This is a genomic window from Janibacter sp. Y6 (assembly GCF_040900765.1).
GTDB classification, from domain to species: Bacteria; Actinomycetota; Actinomycetes; order Actinomycetales; family Dermatophilaceae; genus Marihabitans; species Marihabitans melonis.
Genome location: NZ_JAKLYZ010000005.1, coordinates 142265 through 159400, shown reverse-complemented (window position 1 = coordinate 159400; position 17136 = coordinate 142265). Strand labels below are relative to the sequence as shown.

At 72.9% G+C, this 17136-nt stretch carries 18 protein-coding genes; 12 read left to right on the top strand and 6 right to left on the bottom strand.

The features are described from left to right. Positions 1-98 precede the first annotated feature (98 nt). Complete coding sequence (locus L6241_RS12930; RefSeq protein WP_368246606.1) at positions 99-1049, bottom strand: SAM-dependent methyltransferase; 951 nt, start codon at positions 1047-1049, stop codon at positions 99-101. A gap of 45 nt (positions 1050-1094) precedes the next feature. Between L6241_RS12930 and L6241_RS12925 the strand changes: the two genes are divergently transcribed. The 7 genes from L6241_RS12925 to L6241_RS12895 all read left to right on the top strand — a co-directional run bounded on the left by L6241_RS12925 (position 1095) and on the right by L6241_RS12895 (position 6392). Continuing rightward, entirely contained in the window at positions 1095-2018 is a 924-nt protein-coding gene (locus tag L6241_RS12925; RefSeq protein WP_368246669.1) for a Rossmann-like and DUF2520 domain-containing protein, read from the top strand. Next, positions 2015-2920 carry a pantoate--beta-alanine ligase gene (panC, locus tag L6241_RS12920; RefSeq protein ID WP_068273034.1) on the top strand — a complete coding sequence of 302 codons (906 nt, stop codon included), beginning with the start codon at positions 2015-2017 and terminating at the stop codon, positions 2918-2920. The genes L6241_RS12925 and panC overlap by 4 nt, the downstream gene beginning before the upstream one ends. Before the next feature lie 50 nt (positions 2921-2970). Beyond that, entirely contained in the window at positions 2971-3417 is a 447-nt protein-coding gene (gene panD / locus L6241_RS12915; protein ID WP_123091303.1) for an aspartate 1-decarboxylase, read from the top strand. Between the two features lie 102 nt (positions 3418-3519). Beyond that, positions 3520-4971 (top strand): lysine--tRNA ligase, encoded by a 1452-nt coding sequence (gene lysS, locus L6241_RS12910; protein WP_368246668.1) that lies wholly within the window; start codon positions 3520-3522, stop codon positions 4969-4971. Beyond that, positions 4971-5282, top strand: coding sequence for a hypothetical protein (locus L6241_RS12905; RefSeq protein WP_252975107.1), 312 nt, complete (start codon positions 4971-4973; stop codon positions 5280-5282). Before lysS ends, L6241_RS12905 begins: the two co-directional genes overlap by 1 nt. Positions 5283-5409: 127 nt before the next feature. Beyond that, positions 5410-5745, top strand: a complete 336-nt coding sequence (locus L6241_RS12900; protein WP_252975106.1) for an Lsr2 family protein — start codon at positions 5410-5412, stop codon at positions 5743-5745. A gap of 56 nt (positions 5746-5801) precedes the next feature. After that, complete coding sequence (locus L6241_RS12895; protein WP_368246605.1) at positions 5802-6392, top strand: (2Fe-2S)-binding protein; 591 nt, start codon at positions 5802-5804, stop codon at positions 6390-6392. Between the two features lie 148 nt (positions 6393-6540). Here the strand turns inward: L6241_RS12895 and ligD (L6241_RS12890) are convergent, their stop codons facing one another. Both ligD (L6241_RS12890) and ligD (L6241_RS12885) read right to left on the bottom strand, forming a co-directional pair. Next, positions 6541-7416: a non-homologous end-joining DNA ligase gene (gene ligD / locus L6241_RS12890; protein ID WP_252975104.1), complete on the bottom strand. Its 876-nt coding sequence runs from the start codon at positions 7414-7416 to the stop codon at positions 6541-6543. Then, the gene (ligD, locus tag L6241_RS12885) at positions 7409-8335 is read right to left on the bottom strand and encodes a non-homologous end-joining DNA ligase (RefSeq protein WP_368246604.1); all 927 of its coding nucleotides are present in this window, start codon (positions 8333-8335) and stop codon (positions 7409-7411) included. Before ligD (L6241_RS12885) ends, ligD (L6241_RS12890) begins: the two co-directional genes overlap by 8 nt. A 90-nt stretch (positions 8336-8425) precedes the next feature. Between ligD (L6241_RS12885) and L6241_RS12880 the strand changes: the two genes are divergently transcribed. After that, on the top strand, positions 8426-9367 hold the full coding sequence (locus L6241_RS12880) for a TAXI family TRAP transporter solute-binding subunit (RefSeq protein WP_368246603.1): 942 nt from the start codon (positions 8426-8428) through the stop codon (positions 9365-9367). Here the strand turns inward: L6241_RS12880 and L6241_RS12875 are convergent. Genes L6241_RS12875 through L6241_RS12865 form a run of 3 tightly spaced genes read right to left on the bottom strand, consistent with a single transcriptional unit; the run spans position 9364 to position 11381 of the window. Continuing rightward, on the bottom strand, positions 9364-10266 hold the full coding sequence (locus L6241_RS12875; protein WP_368246602.1) for a sensor histidine kinase: 903 nt from the start codon (positions 10264-10266) through the stop codon (positions 9364-9366). The genes L6241_RS12880 and L6241_RS12875 overlap by 4 nt on opposite strands. Beyond that, positions 10239-10718 carry a hypothetical protein gene (locus tag L6241_RS12870; RefSeq protein ID WP_368246601.1) on the bottom strand — a complete coding sequence of 160 codons (480 nt, stop codon included), beginning with the start codon at positions 10716-10718 and terminating at the stop codon, positions 10239-10241. Before L6241_RS12870 ends, L6241_RS12875 begins: the two co-directional genes overlap by 28 nt. A gap of 3 nt (positions 10719-10721) precedes the next feature. Beyond that, a complete protein-coding gene (locus L6241_RS12865; RefSeq protein ID WP_368246600.1) occupies positions 10722-11381 on the bottom strand; it encodes a response regulator transcription factor in 660 nt (219 codons plus the stop codon). Between the two features lie 128 nt (positions 11382-11509). On the opposite strand from L6241_RS12865, the gene L6241_RS12860 reads away from it, so the two are divergent. From L6241_RS12860 to L6241_RS12845, 4 genes are read left to right on the top strand one after another with little or no spacing between them, the layout of a single operon-like run. Next, positions 11510-13696, top strand: a complete 2187-nt coding sequence (locus L6241_RS12860; RefSeq protein ID WP_368246599.1) for a TRAP transporter permease — start codon at positions 11510-11512, stop codon at positions 13694-13696. A gap of 51 nt (positions 13697-13747) precedes the next feature. After that, positions 13748-14731 carry a TAXI family TRAP transporter solute-binding subunit gene (locus L6241_RS12855; RefSeq protein WP_368246598.1) on the top strand — a complete coding sequence of 328 codons (984 nt, stop codon included), beginning with the start codon at positions 13748-13750 and terminating at the stop codon, positions 14729-14731. A gap of 31 nt (positions 14732-14762) precedes the next feature. Then, positions 14763-15938 (top strand): acyl-CoA dehydrogenase family protein, encoded by a 1176-nt coding sequence (locus tag L6241_RS12850; RefSeq protein WP_368246597.1) that lies wholly within the window; start codon positions 14763-14765, stop codon positions 15936-15938. Beyond that, a complete protein-coding gene (locus L6241_RS12845; RefSeq protein WP_368246596.1) occupies positions 15935-17062 on the top strand; it encodes a CaiB/BaiF CoA transferase family protein in 1128 nt (375 codons plus the stop codon). The genes L6241_RS12850 and L6241_RS12845 overlap by 4 nt, the downstream gene beginning before the upstream one ends. Positions 17063-17136: the final 74 nt, after the last annotated feature.

The window sequence follows — 17136 nt, the reverse complement described above, 5'->3', positions numbered from 1 at the left end:
CCCAGCAGCACCTCGTCGCGCGGGCAGCAGCACGAGCTGCGGCACGCGCGACGAGGTGCTGCCTGCAGCAGCTTGTCGAAGGGGGGGCGAAGGGGGAGTCAGCCCCGCGCGACGACCCACCAGAAGTCGCCGTAGGGCGGGCCGAGCAGGGCTCCGGCGGCGCTGGCCCGGGCGAGCGCGTCGAGGTAGCCGACGGGGTCCCGCCGCGCCAGGTCGTGCTCCGGCGAGGCGGCCGAGGGCCCCCACCGGCGCACGGCGTCGGCGCCCATGACGAGCTCGTCATGGCGCAGGGAGTCGACGGCCACGTGAGCGGTGACGTCGCAGGAGCCGTCCGGCGTCGGAGCGGTCACCGCGCCGTCGCGGTACCCCGAGAGGGTGCCCGACTCGGGGCGCTGGGTGCGGACGTGGCCGTAGTCGACGGCGACCGCCGCTCGGGGCCGCCAGGCGTCGAGCATCCCCGACCAGGCGTCGTCACGGGCTCGTCCGACCTCGACGCGCTGACCGGGCTCGCGGGCCGGCCACCACCGCTGCGCCCAGGCGAGGTCGTCCGCCCCGACGTCCTCGCCGAGGGTCTCGGCGCCGTCGGGACCGACGTGCACCTCGCGCAGGCGGCCCTCGTCGTCGACCTGGGCGACGACGCACGGCACGACGTCGAGCCACTCGTGCGCGACGACCAGTGCGCCGTCGAGGGGTGCCCCCAGGGACTCCTCGACGTGACGGGCGCTCGGCAGCGCGGCGCCACCGGGGGAGCGGACCCACCCCGATGACGGGTCGAGGCCTGCCGGGCGCTCGACGACGTCGACCCCGACGAGCGGTCCCTCGTGGCCCGCCTCGCGCAGGGCGTGCAGCAGCTCGCCGCGGCCGGCGCCGACGTCGACGACCGCGTGCGCGCCGGCGTCACGCGCCAGGCCGAGAAAGGTCGTCGCGAGGGCTCGCCCCACCGGCCCGTGGGTCGCGGTCTCGAAGTGCCCGGACGGTCCCTCCGCGCGGCGGTAGAAGCCGCCCTCGCCGTACAGCGCGTCGTGCCACGCGCGGGCCCAGGTGCTCATGCGCGATCAGCCTAGGCCCGGCCCGGCGGGTACCGTCTGCCCGTGATGGCACCCGACCCGATGCAGCACCCGCGCCCCTGGTTGCGGGTCGGCGTCGTCGGCGCCGGACGCGTCGGCGCCGTCCTCGGCGCCGCGCTCGCCTCCGCCGGGCACCGCGTCGTCGCGGTGAGCGCCGTGAGCGAGGCCAGTCGTGAGCGCGCCGAGCTGCTCCTGCCCGACGTGCCGGTCCTGCCGGTCGAGGAGGTCGTCGCCGCGGGCGACCTCGTCCTGCTCGCCGTGCCCGACGACGCCCTCGCCGGTCTCGTCACCGGGCTCGCGGCCACCGGGGTCTGGCGCCCCGGGCAGATCGCCGCCCACACCTCGGGTGCCCACGGCATCGCCCCCTTCGCCCCGGCGACGCAGATGGGCGTCGTGCCCCTCGCCCTGCACCCGGCGATGACCTTCACCGGCACCTCGCTCGACCTCGCGCGGCTGCACGAGGCGTGCTTCGGGATCACCACCCCTGAGCCGCTGCGCGCCGTCGCCGAGGCCCTCGTCATGGAGATGGGTGGCGAGCCGGTGTGGGTGCCCGAGGAGGCCCGGCCGCTCTACCACGCGGCTCTCGCGCACGGCAGCAACCACCTCGTCACCCTCGTCGCGCAGGCCCGCGAGATCCTCGCCGAGGCCGGCATCTCCAACGGGGAGCGGCTGCTGCGCCCGCTCCTGCAGGCCAGCCTCGACGGCGCCCTCGCCTCGGGCGACTCCGCGCTCACCGGCCCCGTCGCCCGCGGCGACGTGGGCACCGTCGAGACGCACCTGAGGGTGCTCGCCGACCTCGCTCCCGACATCCGGCCGGCCTACGCCGCTCACGCCAGCGCGACCGCCCGTCGTGCCCAGCGGGTCGGGCGGCTGCGCCCCGACCTCGCCCGCCCGATCCTCGACCGCACCGAGCGCGCGGTCACCTCCCCCGACCCCGAGGAGAACCCATGACCGCCGCACCGGTCGTCGCCCGCACCCGCGACGAGCTGCGCACCGCGCGGGTCGCCCTCACCGGGCAGACCGCCGTCGTCATGACGATGGGCGCCCTCCACGAGGGGCACGCGACCCTCATCCGTGAGGCGCGGCGCGAGGCCGAGCACGTCGTCGTGACGATCTTCTTGAACCCCCTCCAGTTCGGGCCGAAGGAAGACCTGTCGAAGTACCCGCGCACCTTCGACGACGACATGCAGATCTGCCGTGCCGAAGGGGTCGACGTCGTCTTCGCCCCCACCCCCGACGTCATCTACCCCGACGGCGACCCCGGCGTGCGCATCTCCGCCGGCCCCCTCGGCGACGTCCTCGAGGGCCAGGCCCGCCCCGGCCACTTCGACGGCATGCTCACCGTCGTCGCCAAGCTCATGCACCTCACCGGCGGTGACAGCTTCTACTTCGGGCAGAAGGACGCCCAGCAGCTGCTCCTCATCCGCCGCATGGTGCGTGACATCGACTTCCCGGCGCGGGTCGTCTCGGTGCCCACGGTCCGTGAGGCCGACGGACTGGCCCTGAGCAGCCGCAACACCTACCTCACCGACACCGACCGCGAGGTCGCCCTCGCCCTGTCACGTGCCCTGCACGAGGGCGCCCAGCGCGCCGAGGAGGGGCCGTCCGCCATCCGCCGCGCCGCGCGCGAGGTTCTCGTCGCCGAGCCGCTCGCGCTCGTCGACTACCTCGTGCTCGTCCACCCGACGACCCTGCAGGACGTGCCCGAGTGGTACCACGGCGAGGCGCTGCTGGCGGTGGCTGCCCGCGTCGGCACGACCCGGCTCATCGACAACACCCCCGTGCTCGTCGGTCCCGGTGGGGGAGCGCGGCAGGTCTTCAGCGACACCGCGAGCGCAGCCGCCGCCGTCTGACCGACCCGCACCGCCGCCACGAGCCCCGCCCGACGACGAAGGACCTCCCCGTGCAGCGCTTCATGCTCCACAGCAAGATCCACCGCGCCACCGTCACCCAGGCCGACCTGCACTACGTCGGCTCCCTGACGATCGACCGCGACCTCATGGACGCGGCCGACCTGCTGCCGGGCCAGCAGGTCGACGTCGTCGACGTCGACAACGGCAACCGCCTGACGACCTACGCCATCGAGGGCGAGCGCGGCAGCGGCATCCTGTGCATCAACGGCGCCGCCGCCCGTCTCGTCGCGCCCGGCGACGTCGTCATCGTCATCGCGTACGCGGCGATGGACGACGAGGAGGCGCGCACCTTCGAGCCGCAGGTCGTCTTCGTCGACGCCGACAACCGGGTCGTCGAGGTCGAGCACGACCCGGGTGACGTGCCCGACGGCTTCGGGCTGTCGACCTCCGCCGTCACTGCGCGCCCGCACCCGCACGGCCCCGGGGCCGGCGCCTAGCCCGACCGGGCGGGCGACGGGAGGCGGTTCTCCCTTCGATATCCTCGGGGGGTGACCGACACCCCCGCTGCACCCGCTCCCGACGTCGACCTCCCCGAGCAGATGCGGGTCCGCCGGGACAAGCGCGACCGGCTCCTGGCCCAGGGTGTCGCCCCCTACCCCGTGAGCGTGGGCCGGACCCACTCCCTGCGCGAGGTCGTCGAGGGCTACGCCCACCTCGAGACCGGCGAGGAGACCCAGGACGTCGTCACCGTCGTCGGGCGCGTGATGTTCGTGCGCACCACCGGCAAGCTCGCCTTCGCCTCGCTCCAGGAGGGCGTCGGCGACCGCCTCCAGGTCATGCTCTCGCTCGCCGAGGTGGGCGAGGACGCGCTCGCCGCCTGGAAGTCCGACGTCGACCTCGGCGACCACGTCGCCGTCACCGGTCGCGTCATCCGCAGCCGTCGAGGCGAGCTGTCGGTCATGGCGACGAGCTGGGCGATGGCGAGCAAGGCGCTGCGCCCGCTGCCGGTGCTGCACAAGGAGCTCTCCGAGGAGGCCCGCGTGCGCCAGCGCTACGCCGACCTCGTCGTGCGCCAGGAGGCCCGTGACGTCGTGCGCACCAAGGCCACCGTCCTGCGCGCGGTCCGGGCCACCCTCGACGCCGACGGCTTCGTCGAGGTCGAGACCCCGGTGCTCCAGCTCGTCCACGGCGGTGCCGCCGCTCGCCCCTTCGGCACGCACATGAATGCCTTCGACCAGGACATGTCGTTGCGCATCGCGCTCGAGCTCAACCTCAAGAAGGCCGTCGTCGGCGGGGTCGACCGGGTCTACGAGATGGGCCGGATCTTCCGCAACGAGGGCGTCGACTCCACGCACAGCCCGGAGTTCACGATGCTCGAGGCGTACGAGGCCTACGGCGACCAGCGCACGGTCGCCGAGCTCACCCGCCGGATCTACCTCGCCGTGGCCGACGCCCTGGGCTCGCGTCAGGTCGAGACGCCGAAGGGGGTCGTCGACCTCGACGGCGAGTGGCGCTGGCTGGCGGTCTACCCGGCCCTCGGCGAGGCCGTCGGCCGCGAGATCACCCCCGACACCCCGCTCGCCGAGCTCGTCGCGATCGCCGCCGAGCACGACGTCGAGATCGACCCGGCGTGGCCGGCGGGCAAGGTCGTCATCGAGCTCTTCGGCGAGATCGTCGAGCCGGGCATCCTCGCGCCGACCTTCGTCCACGACTACCCGGCGGAGGCGCAGCCGCTGGCCCGTCGCCACGACGACGACCCGCGGCTCATCCACGCGTGGGACCTCATCATCGCCGGGGTCGAGCGCGGCACCGGCTTCACCGAGCTCGTCGACCCGGTCGTGCAGCGCGAGGTGCTCACCGCGCAGTCGCTCGCAGCCGCCGCGGGCGACCCCGAGGCGATGCAGCTCGACGAGGACTTCCTGCGCGCGCTCGAGTACGGCGCCCCGCCGATGGGCGGTATCGGGATCGGCATCGACCGCATGGTGATGTTCTTCACCGGGGCCTCGATCCGCGAGACCCTGCTCTTCCCGCACCTGAAGCCGGAGGCGTGATGCTCGACGCGATCTCGCCCTATGTCGCGACGCTCCTGCCGACCGTTGGGGTGGCATTCCTCTTCTACTGGATCATCCGGTACATGATCGAGGCCGACCGCCGTGAGCGGAAGGCGCTCGCGTCGTGGCGCAAGGAGCACGAGCGCAACGACCCCAACCGCGGCTCGGTGGCGCGGGGCGCGGAGCCCGAGGCCGGCTCGGCGCAGGACCTTCAGGAGCGTCCCGAGGACGACGGGTCTATTTCGGCGGACGGCTCGGCGTCGTCCGGCGACAATTCGACAAATGCGTCCACGGACGACCCGAAAGCCTGAACGCTCCCACCTGCACCTTTGTCGGGAAGTGGCTTTTCGACCCCATCGGTAATACATTGCTCGTGCCCCACATAAATGGTCGGCGCTCGTTCGGGCGCTGACGCACGAGAATGATCGGTGGAATTCCATGGCTCAGCGAGTCCAAGTCATCCTCGAGGACGACATCGACGGCGGTCCCGCCGACGAGACCGTGACCTTCGGTCTCGACGGGGCGACCTACGAGATCGACCTCAACGAGCGCAACGCCGCCGCCCTGCGTGACGCGATGGCGGCCTACGTCGGCGCCGGTCGCCGCTCGGGCGGGCGTCGCAGCACCCGTCGCAAGAGCAGCGACAGCGGCTCGAGGAGCAGCAGCGGCACCAGCGAGATCCGCGAGTGGGCCCGGGCCAACGGCTACGAGGTCAGCGAGCGCGGACGGATCAGCGCGGAGGTCAAGGAGGCCTACGAGAAGGCCACCAGCTGACCCATCAGCAGCAGCGGACCGGCGCGGAGCACGACTTCGCCGCCGGTCTGCTGTCGTTGCGGGGCCACCTCGCCTATCTCGACGTCGTCCCCGACGGGCCGGCGGCCCGGGGGCCGGGCTGGTTGCCCCTCGACGCGCCCCTGCACGACCCGGACCTCACCCGGCGGTGGGTCGAGCGCTACGCCGAGATCACCCGGTCGCAGTCCGGCGTCGCCCCGCCCGGGATGCCGTCGGCCTTCGTCCTGCAGCACCACCTCGACCCCCTCGCGCAGGTCGTCGCCACGGCCGCCGTGCGCGGCACCTGGGTCCTCGACGCCGACCCCTCCCGCTGGGCCGTCCGGCTCGAGCCCACCTTCGGCTACCCCCTCGCGGTGCGGGTGGCGAAGGGGGAATCCGCCGAGGTCGCGGACCTGGGGGAGCGGGTCCGCCGTGCGCAGGCCGGCTACCTCGTCGCCGCGGCCGAGATCGCGACGGCCTTCCCTGCGGCGCACCGCATGTCCTCTCGTCAGCGCCTCGGGATGGGTCGCGACATGTGGCGCGGAGCGCTGCACCGCCTGCTCGGCGGCCCGCTGCCCCGACGCGAGTCGTGCTGCCTGCTCTACGCCCTGCCCGCCATGCACCCCTGCGGCGGCTGCCCCCGCATCTGAGCGCCCTTGCTGGTCGAGGTGCGAAGGCCGCCGCGGCCCGAGCCTCTTGCTGGTCGAGGTGCGAAGGCCCCCAGGGCCTGAGCCTCGAGACCGTCTGCCGACGTCGTGGTCTCGAGGCTCCTTCGTCGCACCTCGACCACCGAGCGGCTCAGCCCAGCAGGTCCTCGAGGAGGTCGCCGTCGCGGTCGAGGCGCTCGAGCACCTCGTGGGTCTCCAGCTGGCGCAGAGCCTCGGGGTCCTCGGCGCCCTCCTCGACCTCCTCCCACGTCCGCGGGGCGGCGACCCACGGGTCGTCGCGGCCACGCATGGAGTACGGGCTGATCGTCGTCTTCGCGGCGACGTTCTGGCTCCAGTCGAGGAAGACCTTGCCCGGGCGCAGCGTCTTCGTCATCCGCCACAGCAGCAGGTCCGGGTGCTCGCCGGTCAGCTCTTGCGCGAGCTGCTGGGCAAGGTCTCGCACCTGCGCCGAGCTGAGGTCGCCGCCCAGCCCGGCGTACAGCTGCATCCCCTTGCTCCCGGAGGTGACCGGGTAGAGCTCCATCCCCAGGCGCTCCAGCCGCTCCCGGACGACGAGCGCCGCGCGCGCGCACTCGTGCAGCCCGGCGGGCGGGCCCGGGTCGAGGTCGATGACGAGCCTGTTCGGGTGCTGCGGCTCGCCGTCGACGACGGTCCACTGCGGCACGTGGAGCTCGAGCGCGTTGAGGTTGACGAGGTAGGTGAGGGTCGCCTGGTCGGGCACGAGGGGGTACGTGACGTCGTCGACCTGCACCCGCGGCAGCCAGCTGGGCGCACCCGAGGGCACGTTCTTCTCGAAGAAGGACGCGTCTCCGGTGCCGTGCGGCCAGCGCACGCGGGTCACCGGCCGGTCGGCGAGGTGCGGCAGGAGGACCGGGGCGACCTGCGCGTAGTAGGCGAGGACCTCCCCCTTCGTCGTCTCGGTCGCCGGGTACATGACCTTGTCGAGCGAGGTGAGCCGCAGGGTGCGGCCCTCGACCTCGACACGGGTCACCTGCGGGTCAGGCATCGAGATCCTCCGGGTCGAGGTCGGGTCGCACGCGCTGGAAGGCGGGCTGGCGCAGCCGGCCGCCGTCGGTGTGGCCGAGCGAGGCGACGTCGACGACGACCCGCGGGGTCACCCAGCGTGCCCCGCGGGCGTCGAGCCGCGGCAGCTCCTCGGCGAAGGGGGACCCAGCCGTCGCGAGCGGGTCGAGCAGCTCGCGCAGCCGGTCGCCTGCCCGCCCGCCGAGGCCGGACCCGACCCTCCCTGCGAAGTGCAGGCCCTCCGGGCCGGGCACGCCGACGAGGACCGCGCCGAGACGGTCGGCGCCCGACGTCTCCGGCCGCCACCCGCCGACGACGACCGAGGTCGTGCGCCGGTGCGGCATCTTCTGCCAGTCCGACGAGCGGCGGGCGGCGACATATGGCGCGTCGCGTCGCTTGCTGACGATGCCCTCGAGCCCCTGCTCCGCGGTCGCGGCGAGGAGCTGCTCGCCGTCGTCGAAGACCGGGGGGACCTGCCACCGGGCGGTGTCGATGTCGAGCTGCTCAAGCAGCGCGCGACGCGCGCTCCACGGCTGGGTGGTGATGTCCTGACCGAGCACGCGCAGCAGGTCGAAGGCCATGAAGGTCACCGGTGCGGCGGCGGCGAGCTGCTCGGCCCGGCGGGCGGAGCTCACGTGCATCCGGTCGGCGAGCGCGGCGAAGGAGGGGACGCCGTCACGCAGCGCGACGACCTCGCCGTCGAGGAGCAGGTCGTCGTAGAGGTCGGCCAGCCCGGTGAGCTCGGGGTAGGCGGTCGTCACGTCGCGCTCGGTCCGCGAGCGCAGGGTGAGGTGCCCGTCGTGGACGTCGACGAGCACCCGCATGCCGTCCCACTTCACCTCGTGCACCCACGCCGCACCCCGGGGCACGTGGTCGGCGGTGACGGCGAGCATCGGACGCATGTCGTCATCGTGCCGCACGGCCGGTGAGATGCTGGCGCCATGGTGCGTGCGGGTGCGGGCGAGACGTCGGGGCTCCCGGCTCGTCGCGTTGTGCTCGCCGGACTCGGGGGGGTGCTCCTGCCCGGGACGACCGCCGGGTGCCTCGGGCCCTCGTGGCAGGAGGTCGCGGCGACGAGCGTCACCATCGCGACCGGCAACCGCCGTGGGGTCTTCGACCTGTACGGCGAGGCCCTCGCCGAGGTGCTCCACCGCCGCCTGCCCAGCGTGTCGGTGCGCACCCTGCGCACGGACGCCTCGGTGACCAACCTGCGCGAGGTGCACCGCGGACGGGCCGACCTCGGCTTCTCGCTCGGCGACGTCGCGGCCGACGCGATCGCCGGACGTGGCAGCACCGACGAGCCGCTCGACCTCGCCGCCCTCGCCCGGACCTACGACAGCTTCGTCCACCTCGTCGTGCGCGCCGGCTCCTCGATCAGCGAGCTGCGCGACCTGCGCGGCCGCCGGGTGAGCATCGGGGCGCCGGGGTCGGGCACCCGCGTCGTCGCGTGGCGGCTCATGTCGTCGGTCGGGCTGCGCGAGGACGACCTCGACCCCGTCGAGGAGAGCCTGCAGCCGTCGGTGGACGCGCTCGCCCAGGGCGAGATCGACGCCTTCTTCTTCGTCAGCGGGCTGCCGAACACCGCGGTCGTCGAGCTCTCCGAGCGCCGCGACATCCGCCTCGTCGACCTCGGGGACCTCGTCCGCCCCCTGTCGCGGCGCTACGGCGCGGAGTTCACCCCGGGCGGGGTGCCCGCCTCCACGTACGACGTGCCCGCCGTCGAGACGGTGAGCGTCAAGAACTACCTCGTCGTGCGGCCCGGTCTCGACGAGGCGCTCGCATACGCCATCACCCGCGTCGTCTTCGAGGACCAGGCCGCGATCGACCGCATCGCACCGGGGGTCCCCCAGCCGAACGTCGGCGCCGCGATCTTCACCTCGCCCCTGCCCCTGCACCCCGGTGCGGCCCGCTACTTCCGCGAGCAGCGCGCCTAGGGCGCAGCCCGCAGGAGCAGCACGACCGAGAGGCCTCCGCTCTCGGGCGCGGTGACGTGCATCCGGCCGCCGACGTCGGCCAGCCGCGCCTGGACGATCGCGAGACCCAGACCGGTGCCCGCGACGTTCTGGTGGGTGCGCCCGCGGAAGAAGCGGGCCCCCACCTTCGGCACGTCCTCCGGGTGCAGCCCGGCGCCGTGGTCGCGCACGCTGACGCGCACCCACCGGCCCTCCGGGTCGCTCACCTCGTCGACGGCGACGCGGACGAGAGATCCGGGGGCGAACTTCGCCGCGTTGTCCAGGAGCGCGTCGAGAGCCACGTCGAGGACCTCGGGCGTGGCGAGCGCGAGGGCCTGCGCGGGCACGTCGACGTCGAAGGGGTCGAAGACCGGCGCCCACATCTCGCACCGCCCGCGCACGACCTGGGCCACGTCGAGGGGCGCCGGGGTGACGGGGACAGCGCCGACCTGGCTGAGGTGCAGCAACGACTCGACCGTGGCGCTCAGCCGGTCGGCCTCCTCGAGGACGAGCCCGACGGAGCCCGGCTCGGCGCCCTCCTCTGCGAGCCCCTCCGCGCGCAGCCGCAGCGCGGTGAGCGGGTTGCCGAGCTGGTGCGCGGCGTCGGCGACGAGCTCGCGCTGCTGGCGCTGCGAGGCCTCGACGCTGTCGACCATGACGTTGAAGGAGCGCGCGAGGTGGCGCAGCTCGGGCGGACCGTCCTCGGTGGCCCGCGAGGTGAGGTCCCCGTCGGAGAGGCGCACGGCGGCCTCGTCGAGCCGCCGCACCGGCCGCAGGACCCAGCCGACGAAGGGGATGACGACCCCGTAGCTCGTGAGGAGCAGGGTGACCAGGCCGAGGACGGCCAGCCACGTCATGCCGCGCGAGAGGTCCTCGTGCACGCCCTGCGTCGGTGCCGACAGGACGACCGCTCCGAGGACCTGCGAGTCGCGGCCGACGGGGGAGCCGATGACGATGGAGTCCTCCCGCCAGGGCCAGGCGGTCGGCGGGGGCTGGGCTCCGGCGCCGTCGAGCGCCTCGGCGGTCGCGGCCCGCACCCGGGGGTCGTCGCCACCGGGACCGGCCCGGCGACGACCTCGCGGTTGGCGTTGACGACGACGACCGAGCCGCCGTAGACCTCGGTGTAGCGCTGCAGGTCGGCCGACAGCCCGGTGAAGGTGTCCTCCTCGAGCGCATCCTCGGCGACGACGGCGAAGCGCGTCGCGTCACCGAGCCGCTCGGCGAAGAGGTCCTGGGTGCGCTCGGCGGCGTGGGTGACGACGAGCGGGGTCATGAGCGCGACGAGCATCGCGCCGACGAGCACGAGCGAGACGATGAGCATCCGTCGCCGCACGGCTCACCCCTTCGCCGCGATGCGGTACCCGACGCCGCGGACCGTCTCGATCATCGCCGGGCAGCCCAGCTTGGAGCGAAGGGCGGAGACGTGCACGTCGAGGGTGCGGGACGCACCCACCCACGCGGTCTCCCAGATCGAGGACATGAGGGCCTCGCGGGTGACCGCCGCGCCCTCGGCCTGGACGAGCATCCGCAGCAGGTCGAACTCCTTGCGGGTGAGGCGGATCTCCTGCTCGCCGACCCACACCTGCCGCGAGCCGTGGTCGAGGCGGATCTCGCCGACCTGCTCGACGGGGTCGGGGAGGTGGACGAGCGAGCGCCGCATGACGGCGTCGATGCGGGCCATGAGCTCGGCGAGGCGGTAGGGCTTGGTGACGTAGTCGTCGACCCCGGCGCGCAGCGCGTTGACCACCGTGGCCTCGTCGCGTCGGGCCGTCACCGCGATGATCGGGATGTCGGTGGTCTCGCGCAGGTGACGGCACAGGACGAGCCCGTCCTGGTCGGGCAGGCCCATGTCGAGCAGGACGAGGTCCGCCTCGCCCACGGCCTCGAGGGCCCGAGCGGCGGTGGGCGCGCGACGCACGTCGAGGTTGGCCCGGCGCAGGGCGGGGGTGAGGGCCGCGACCACCCGGTCGTCGTCCTCGACGAGCAGGACCCTCATGGCGCCTCCTCGCGCTCCCCGCACCCCCTGGTCGGGCGTGCCCAGCCCCTGGTGACGAAGGTCAGATCTGTGTAAAGTCTCGCGGCCGGCGAGATGACCCGACCTGGCTCGCTCCTACGGTACCGGGCATGACAACGTCGTCTACCACGAGTCGGGATCCCGAGCCGGGCACCCCCGACGTCGCTGCACTCACCGCCGAGTACGACGAGGAGAAGCCCTCCCGGACCCTGTCCCGGGGGCTGGAGCGCCTCGTCGTCCTGTGGTGCTTCGGCGTCGCGATCTTCGTCATCCGTCAGGTCTTCGCACCGCTCGAGCTGGGCAGCCAGTACTACCTCGTGTGGTTCCTCGGGCTGACCCTGCCGCTGGTCTTCCTCACCTACCGCATGCGCGGGCGGGCCGAGGGCAGCGACGTCGACCCCGGGGCGGCACGCACGCCGGGGGCCACGGACCGCTCCGACAACCCGGGTGCCGTCGACTGGGTCCTCGCCGCGGTCGCCCTCCTCGTCGCCCTCTACCCGGTCCTGCCCATCCCGCTGTCGGAGATCGGCTTCGGCGGGTACAAGGGCTTCCTCGACCGCCAGGGCTCGCTCGTCACGCTCGACGTGGTGGCCGGCGCCCTGCTCATGATCCTCGTGCTCGAGGCCACCCGCCGCACGACCGGCCTCGTCCTGCCCGCGGTCTGCGTCGCCTTCTTCGCCTACGCGTACTACGGGGGCTTCCTGCCCGTCGACTGGCGGATCAGCCACCTCGGCCTCGACCTCTCCCAGATCGTCAACGCGCTCTACAACGAGGCCTCGGGCTTCTTCGGGGTCCCGCTCGACGTGGCCGCCACCTACATCGTGCTCTTCACGATCTACGGCGCGGTCATCGACAAGATGGGCGCCGGACGCTTCTTCGTCGAGTTCAGCTTCTCGCTCTTCCGCCGCTCCGGCTCGGCCCCCGGCCGCACCGTCGCGACCTCGGGCTTCCTGCTCGGCACGGTCTCCGGGTCGGGCACGGCGACCGCCGTGACCCTCGGCTCCTTCGCCTGGCCGATCCTCAAGCGGGCCGGCTACCCCCGTGAGGCCGCCGGTGGCATGCTCGCCGCCTCCGGGATCGGCGCGATCCTCTCGCCGCCGACGATGGGCGCCGCGGCCTTCATCATCGCCGAGTACCTCAGCGTCCCCTACGTCGAAGTCCTCATCTGGGCGATCGTCCCGACCCTGCTGTACTACCTCGGCATCTTCCTCGCCGTCGAGATCGACGCCCGGCGCTTCGGCGCCCGCCGGGTCGAGCTGGCCATCGGCAACCCCCTTCGCCTCCTCGCCCGCTCCGGCTACCACTTCGTCAGCCTCGGCGTCATCGTCTTCTTCCTCGCCATCGACGTCCCGCCCTTCAAGGCGGTCGTGTACGCGACCGGCGTCGCCGCCCTCTTCGGGCTCGCCGAGGCCGTCCTGTCGCGTCGTCGCGTCGTCACCGGCTTCGACGACTACGACGAGGAGCTCGAGCGCATGCCGCTCGGCGTCTCGCTGCGCGACTACGCGACCCGCCTCTTCATGGCCCTCAGCTCGGGCATCCGCTCGGCGCTGCCGGTCATCGCGGTCTGCGCCGCGGCGGGCGTCATCACCTCGGTCATCGCCAAGACCGGGCTCGGCCAGATCCTCTCGGAGCTGCTCGTCGCCGCTGCGGACGCGCTGTCCTTCAACCAGGCCTCGCTCATCGTCCTGTCGGCGCTCTTCTCGGCGGTCGCGATCCTCGTGCTGGGTCTCGCGGTGCCGGTGACGGCGTCCTTCATCCTCAGCTGGGTGATCATCGGGCCGGCGCTCATCACGCTCGGCGTCGAGGCCCCTCAGGTCGCGATGTTCATCTTCTACTACGCGGTCCTGTCGGAGGTGTCGCCGCCGACAGCCCTGGCGGCGGTCGCCTCGGCGGCCATCACCGGAGGACGCGTCATCCCCACGATGATGCAGGCCTGCAAGTACACGCTCCCGGCCTTCCTCGCCCCGATGGCCTTCGTCGTCACCGACAACGGCGCGCTGCTCATCGCCGAGGGCGACCTCCTCGACATCGCGTGGGCCTTCGTCGTCGCCGGGTGCGCGGTCGCGGCGCTCGCCATCGCCACCACGGGCTGGGTGCTCGGGCCGACGACGAAGCTCGAGCGGGCCCTGTGCGTGCCGGCGGCCCTGCTGCTGCTCTACCTCGTGCCGCTCTCCATCGCCATCGGCTTCGCGCTGCTCGCCCTGGCCCTCGTCATCCACGTCGTGCGGATCCGATCCGGCAGGGGCCGACCGGCCCCGACCGGCGACCGCGCCGACGAGCCGACTCCGGCCACCTGAACCTCCCGACACCCGATCACCGTCGATCACCCAACAGAGAGAAGTCCTGACATGCGCATCACCACCATCACCGGCGCCGCCGCCGTCGCCGCCCTGCTGCTCAGCTCGTGCGGAGGCCAGCAGGACCGCAGCGCCTCCAACGGCGCGGACGAGTCGAGCTGCGACGCGGGCCAGGGCCGTCTGAACATCGCCACCGGCAACTCCACCGGCGTCTACTACGTGGTCGGCGGCGGGCTGGCCAAGCTCGTCAACGACGAGACCGAGCTGCGGGCCACCTCGGCCGAGACCGGCGCCTCCGTGCAGAACATCGAGCAGGTCGTCGCCGGCGACTACGACATCGGCTTCTCGCTCGCCGACTCCGCCGCCGACGCCGTCAACGGCAAGGGCGACTTCAAGGAGAAGCAGAGCATCCGCACCCTCGGTCGGATCTACTCCAACTACACCCACGTCGTGGTCAGCGAGTCCTCGGGCATCGACTCCGTCGAGGACTTCAAGGGCAAGCGCATCTCGACCGGCTCGCCCAAGTCGGGCACCGAGGTCATCGCCAACCGCCTCATCGAGACCGCCGGTCTCGACCTCGGCGACGTCAAGCGCCAGCGCCTCGACCTCACGAAGACCGTCGACGGCATGAAGGACGGCTCGATCGACGGCCTCGTGTGGTCCGGCGGTCTGCCGACCCCCGCCGTCACCGACCTCTTCACCTCGATGGGTGACAAGGTGAAGTTCATCGACGTGACCGACCAGCTCAAGGACATGCAGGCCGTCAACGAGGTCTACGAGGAGGCGACGATCCCCGCCGCCACCTACGAGCTCGACGAGGACGTCCCGACGATCGCCGTGCCGAACGTGCTCGTCGTGCGCGAGGACATGCCCGCCAACATGGCGTGCGCCCTCACCTCGCTCATGGTCGACAAGAAGGACGAGCTCGTGAAGGTCCACCCGGCCGCGAAGGAGATCGACCCGAAGACGATGAGCGAGACCGGCCCGATCCCGCTGCACGACGGCTCGGAGCGCGCGCTCGAGGACAAGAGCTGACCGCCGTGACCCAGACGAAGGAGCACCACCAGTGAGCACCCGCGCCCAGACCCCCCTCGGGCTCTTCGGGACCGACCACCTCATCGTCGAGGAGGAGCGCGACATCCGTGACACGGTGCGCCGCTTCGTCGACGACCGGATCCGCCCGGAGATCGCGGGCTGGTTCGAGTCGGGGCAGATCCCCGCCCGTGACCTCGCCCGCGAGCTGGGCTCGCTCGGGGTGCTCGGCATGCACCTCGAGGGCTACGGCTGCGCCGGCACGAGCGCGACCGCGTACGGCCTCGCGTGCATGGAGCTCGAGGCGGGGGACTCGGGGCTGCGCTCCCTCGTCTCCGTGCAGGGCTCGCTGGCGATGTACGCCATCTGGAAGCACGGGTCGCAGGAGCAGAAGGAGCAGTGGCTTCCGCGGATGGCCTCCGGCGAGGCCATCGGCTGCTTCGGCCTCACCGAGCCCGACTTCGGGTCCGACCCCGGCGGCATGCGCACGAGGGCCGTGCGCGACGGGGACGACTGGGTCCTCGACGGCGCGAAGATGTGGATCACCAACGGGTCGATCGCCGACGTCGCCGTCGTGTGGGCGCAGGCCGAGGGCACGATCCGCGGCTTCGTCGTGCCGACCGACACCCCCGGTTTCAGCGCGCCGGAGATCAAGCGCAAGGTCTCGCTGCGGGCGAGCGTCACCTCCGAGCTCGTGCTCGAAGGGGTCCGTCTGCCCGCCGACGCCGTGCTGCCGGAGGTGACCGGGCTGTCGGGGCCGCTGTCCTGCCTCAACGAGGCCCGCTTCGGCATCGTCTTCGGCTCGCTGGGTGCGGCGCGCGACTGCCTCGAGTCGGCCTTGACCTACAGCGCGGACCGGTCGATCTTCGACCGCCCCCTCTCGGCCTACCAGCTGACCCAGGCCAAGCTCGCCGACATGACCCTCGAGCTCGGCAAGGGCATGCTCCTCGCCCTGCACCTCGGGCGGCTCAAGGACGAGGGCCAGCTGCGCCACGAGCAGGTCTCTCTCGGCAAGCTCAACAACGTGCGCGAGGCGATCGCCATCGCCCGCGAGGCGCGCACGATCCTCGGCGCCGCCGGCATCACCCTCGAGCACCCGGTGATGCGGCACGCGAACAACCTCGAGTCGGTCCTCACCTACGAGGGCACGAGCGAGGTGCACCAGCTGATCATCGGCCGGGCGCTCACCGGCGAGGCAGCCTTCCGGTGACCGACGAGCTCGCCCCCGGGGCCCTCGCGGGGGTCCGCGTCGCCGACTTCGGCCGGGTGCTCGCCGCGCCGTACGCGACGATGCTCCTCGCCGACCTCGGGGCCGAGGTCGTCAAGGTCGAGCGCCCCGGGGTGGGCGACGAGACCCGCTCGTGGGGCCCGCCGTGGTCCGACGAGGGGGAGTCGACGTACTTCCTGTCGGTCAACCGCAACAAGGAGTCACGGGCGGTCGACCTCGGCAGCTCCCAGGGCCGGGAGGAGGCGCTGGCGCTCGTCGCGAGCTGCGACGTCGTCGTCGACAACTTCCGCGCCGGCACGATGGACCGCCTGGGTCTGGGGCCCGACGAGCTGCTCGCCCGTCACCCCGGTCTCGTCGTGTGCTCCGTCACCGGCTTCGGCTCCGGCGAGGGTGCTCACCTGCCCGGGTACGACCTCGTCGTGCAGGCGGTCGGCGGGCTCATGTCGGTCACCGGGTCGCCCGAGTCGGGCCCGACGAAGGTGGGTGTCGCGCTCGTCGACGTCATCACCGGGCTGCACGCGGTGACCGGCATCCTCGCGGCGCTGCGGCACCGTGACCGCACGGGTGAGGGCCAGCGGGTCGAGGTCAACCTGCTGTCCTCGCTGCTCTCGGCGATGGTCAACCAGTCCTCCGCGCACGCGGTCACCGGCCAGGTGCCGCAGGCGATGGGCAACGTCCACCCGAGCATCGCGCCGTACGAGGTCCTGCGGACCGCGGACCGCCCGCTCGCCGTCGCAGCGGCGAACGACAAGCTCTTCGGGCTGCTGGCGAAGGGGGTGGGCCGCCCGGCTCTCGCGCAGGACGAGCGCTTCGCGCGCAACAGCGACCGCGTCGCCCACCGCCAGGTGCTCGTGGCCGAGCTCGAGGACGTGCTGCGCGAGCAGCCCGCGGACCACTGGTTCGAGGTGCTCTCGCAGCTCGGAGTGCCGTGCGGGCCGATCAACGACCTCGGTCAGGCCTTCGCGCTCGCCGACCGGCTCGGCCTGGCGCCGGTCCACGAGGTCACCGAGCCCGGTCGGGCGCCGATGCCCACCGTGGCCCACCCGATCACGCTGTCGCGGACCCCGGCGACCTACCGGACCCCGCCGCCGCGCCTGCCGAGCTGACCCAGCACGGGTCGAGGCGATCCACGCCGACGAGGTCGCCGCGGATCACCTCGACCCGTTCGTGCCGGCTGGTC

Bases quoted from the DNA above. Each gene is read 5' to 3' on its own strand.
- panC (WP_068273034.1), top strand. From the start codon at position 2,015: ATGACCGCCGCACCGGTCGTCGCCCGCACCCGCGACGAGCTGCGCACC.
- L6241_RS12855 (WP_368246598.1), top strand. From the start codon at position 13,748: ATGCGCATCACCACCATCACCGGCGCCGCCGCCGTCGCCGCCCTGCTG.
- L6241_RS12860 (WP_368246599.1), top strand. From the start codon at position 11,510: ATGACAACGTCGTCTACCACGAGTCGGGATCCCGAGCCGGGCACCCCC.
- lysS (WP_368246668.1), top strand. From the start codon at position 3,520: ATGCGGGTCCGCCGGGACAAGCGCGACCGGCTCCTGGCCCAGGGTGTC.
- L6241_RS12865 (WP_368246600.1), bottom strand. From the start codon at position 11,381: ATGAGGGTCCTGCTCGTCGAGGACGACGACCGGGTGGTCGCGGCCCTC.
- L6241_RS12930 (WP_368246606.1), bottom strand. From the start codon at position 1,049: ATGAGCACCTGGGCCCGCGCGTGGCACGACGCGCTGTACGGCGAGGGC.
- L6241_RS12925 (WP_368246669.1), top strand. From the start codon at position 1,095: ATGGCACCCGACCCGATGCAGCACCCGCGCCCCTGGTTGCGGGTCGGC.
- ligD (WP_252975104.1), bottom strand. From the start codon at position 7,416: ATGCCTGACCCGCAGGTGACCCGTGTCGAGGTCGAGGGCCGCACCCTG.
- L6241_RS12905 (WP_252975107.1), top strand. From the start codon at position 4,971: ATGCTCGACGCGATCTCGCCCTATGTCGCGACGCTCCTGCCGACCGTT.
- ligD (WP_368246604.1), bottom strand. From the start codon at position 8,335: ATGCGTCCGATGCTCGCCGTCACCGCCGACCACGTGCCCCGGGGTGCG.
- L6241_RS12900 (WP_252975106.1), top strand. From the start codon at position 5,410: ATGGCTCAGCGAGTCCAAGTCATCCTCGAGGACGACATCGACGGCGGT.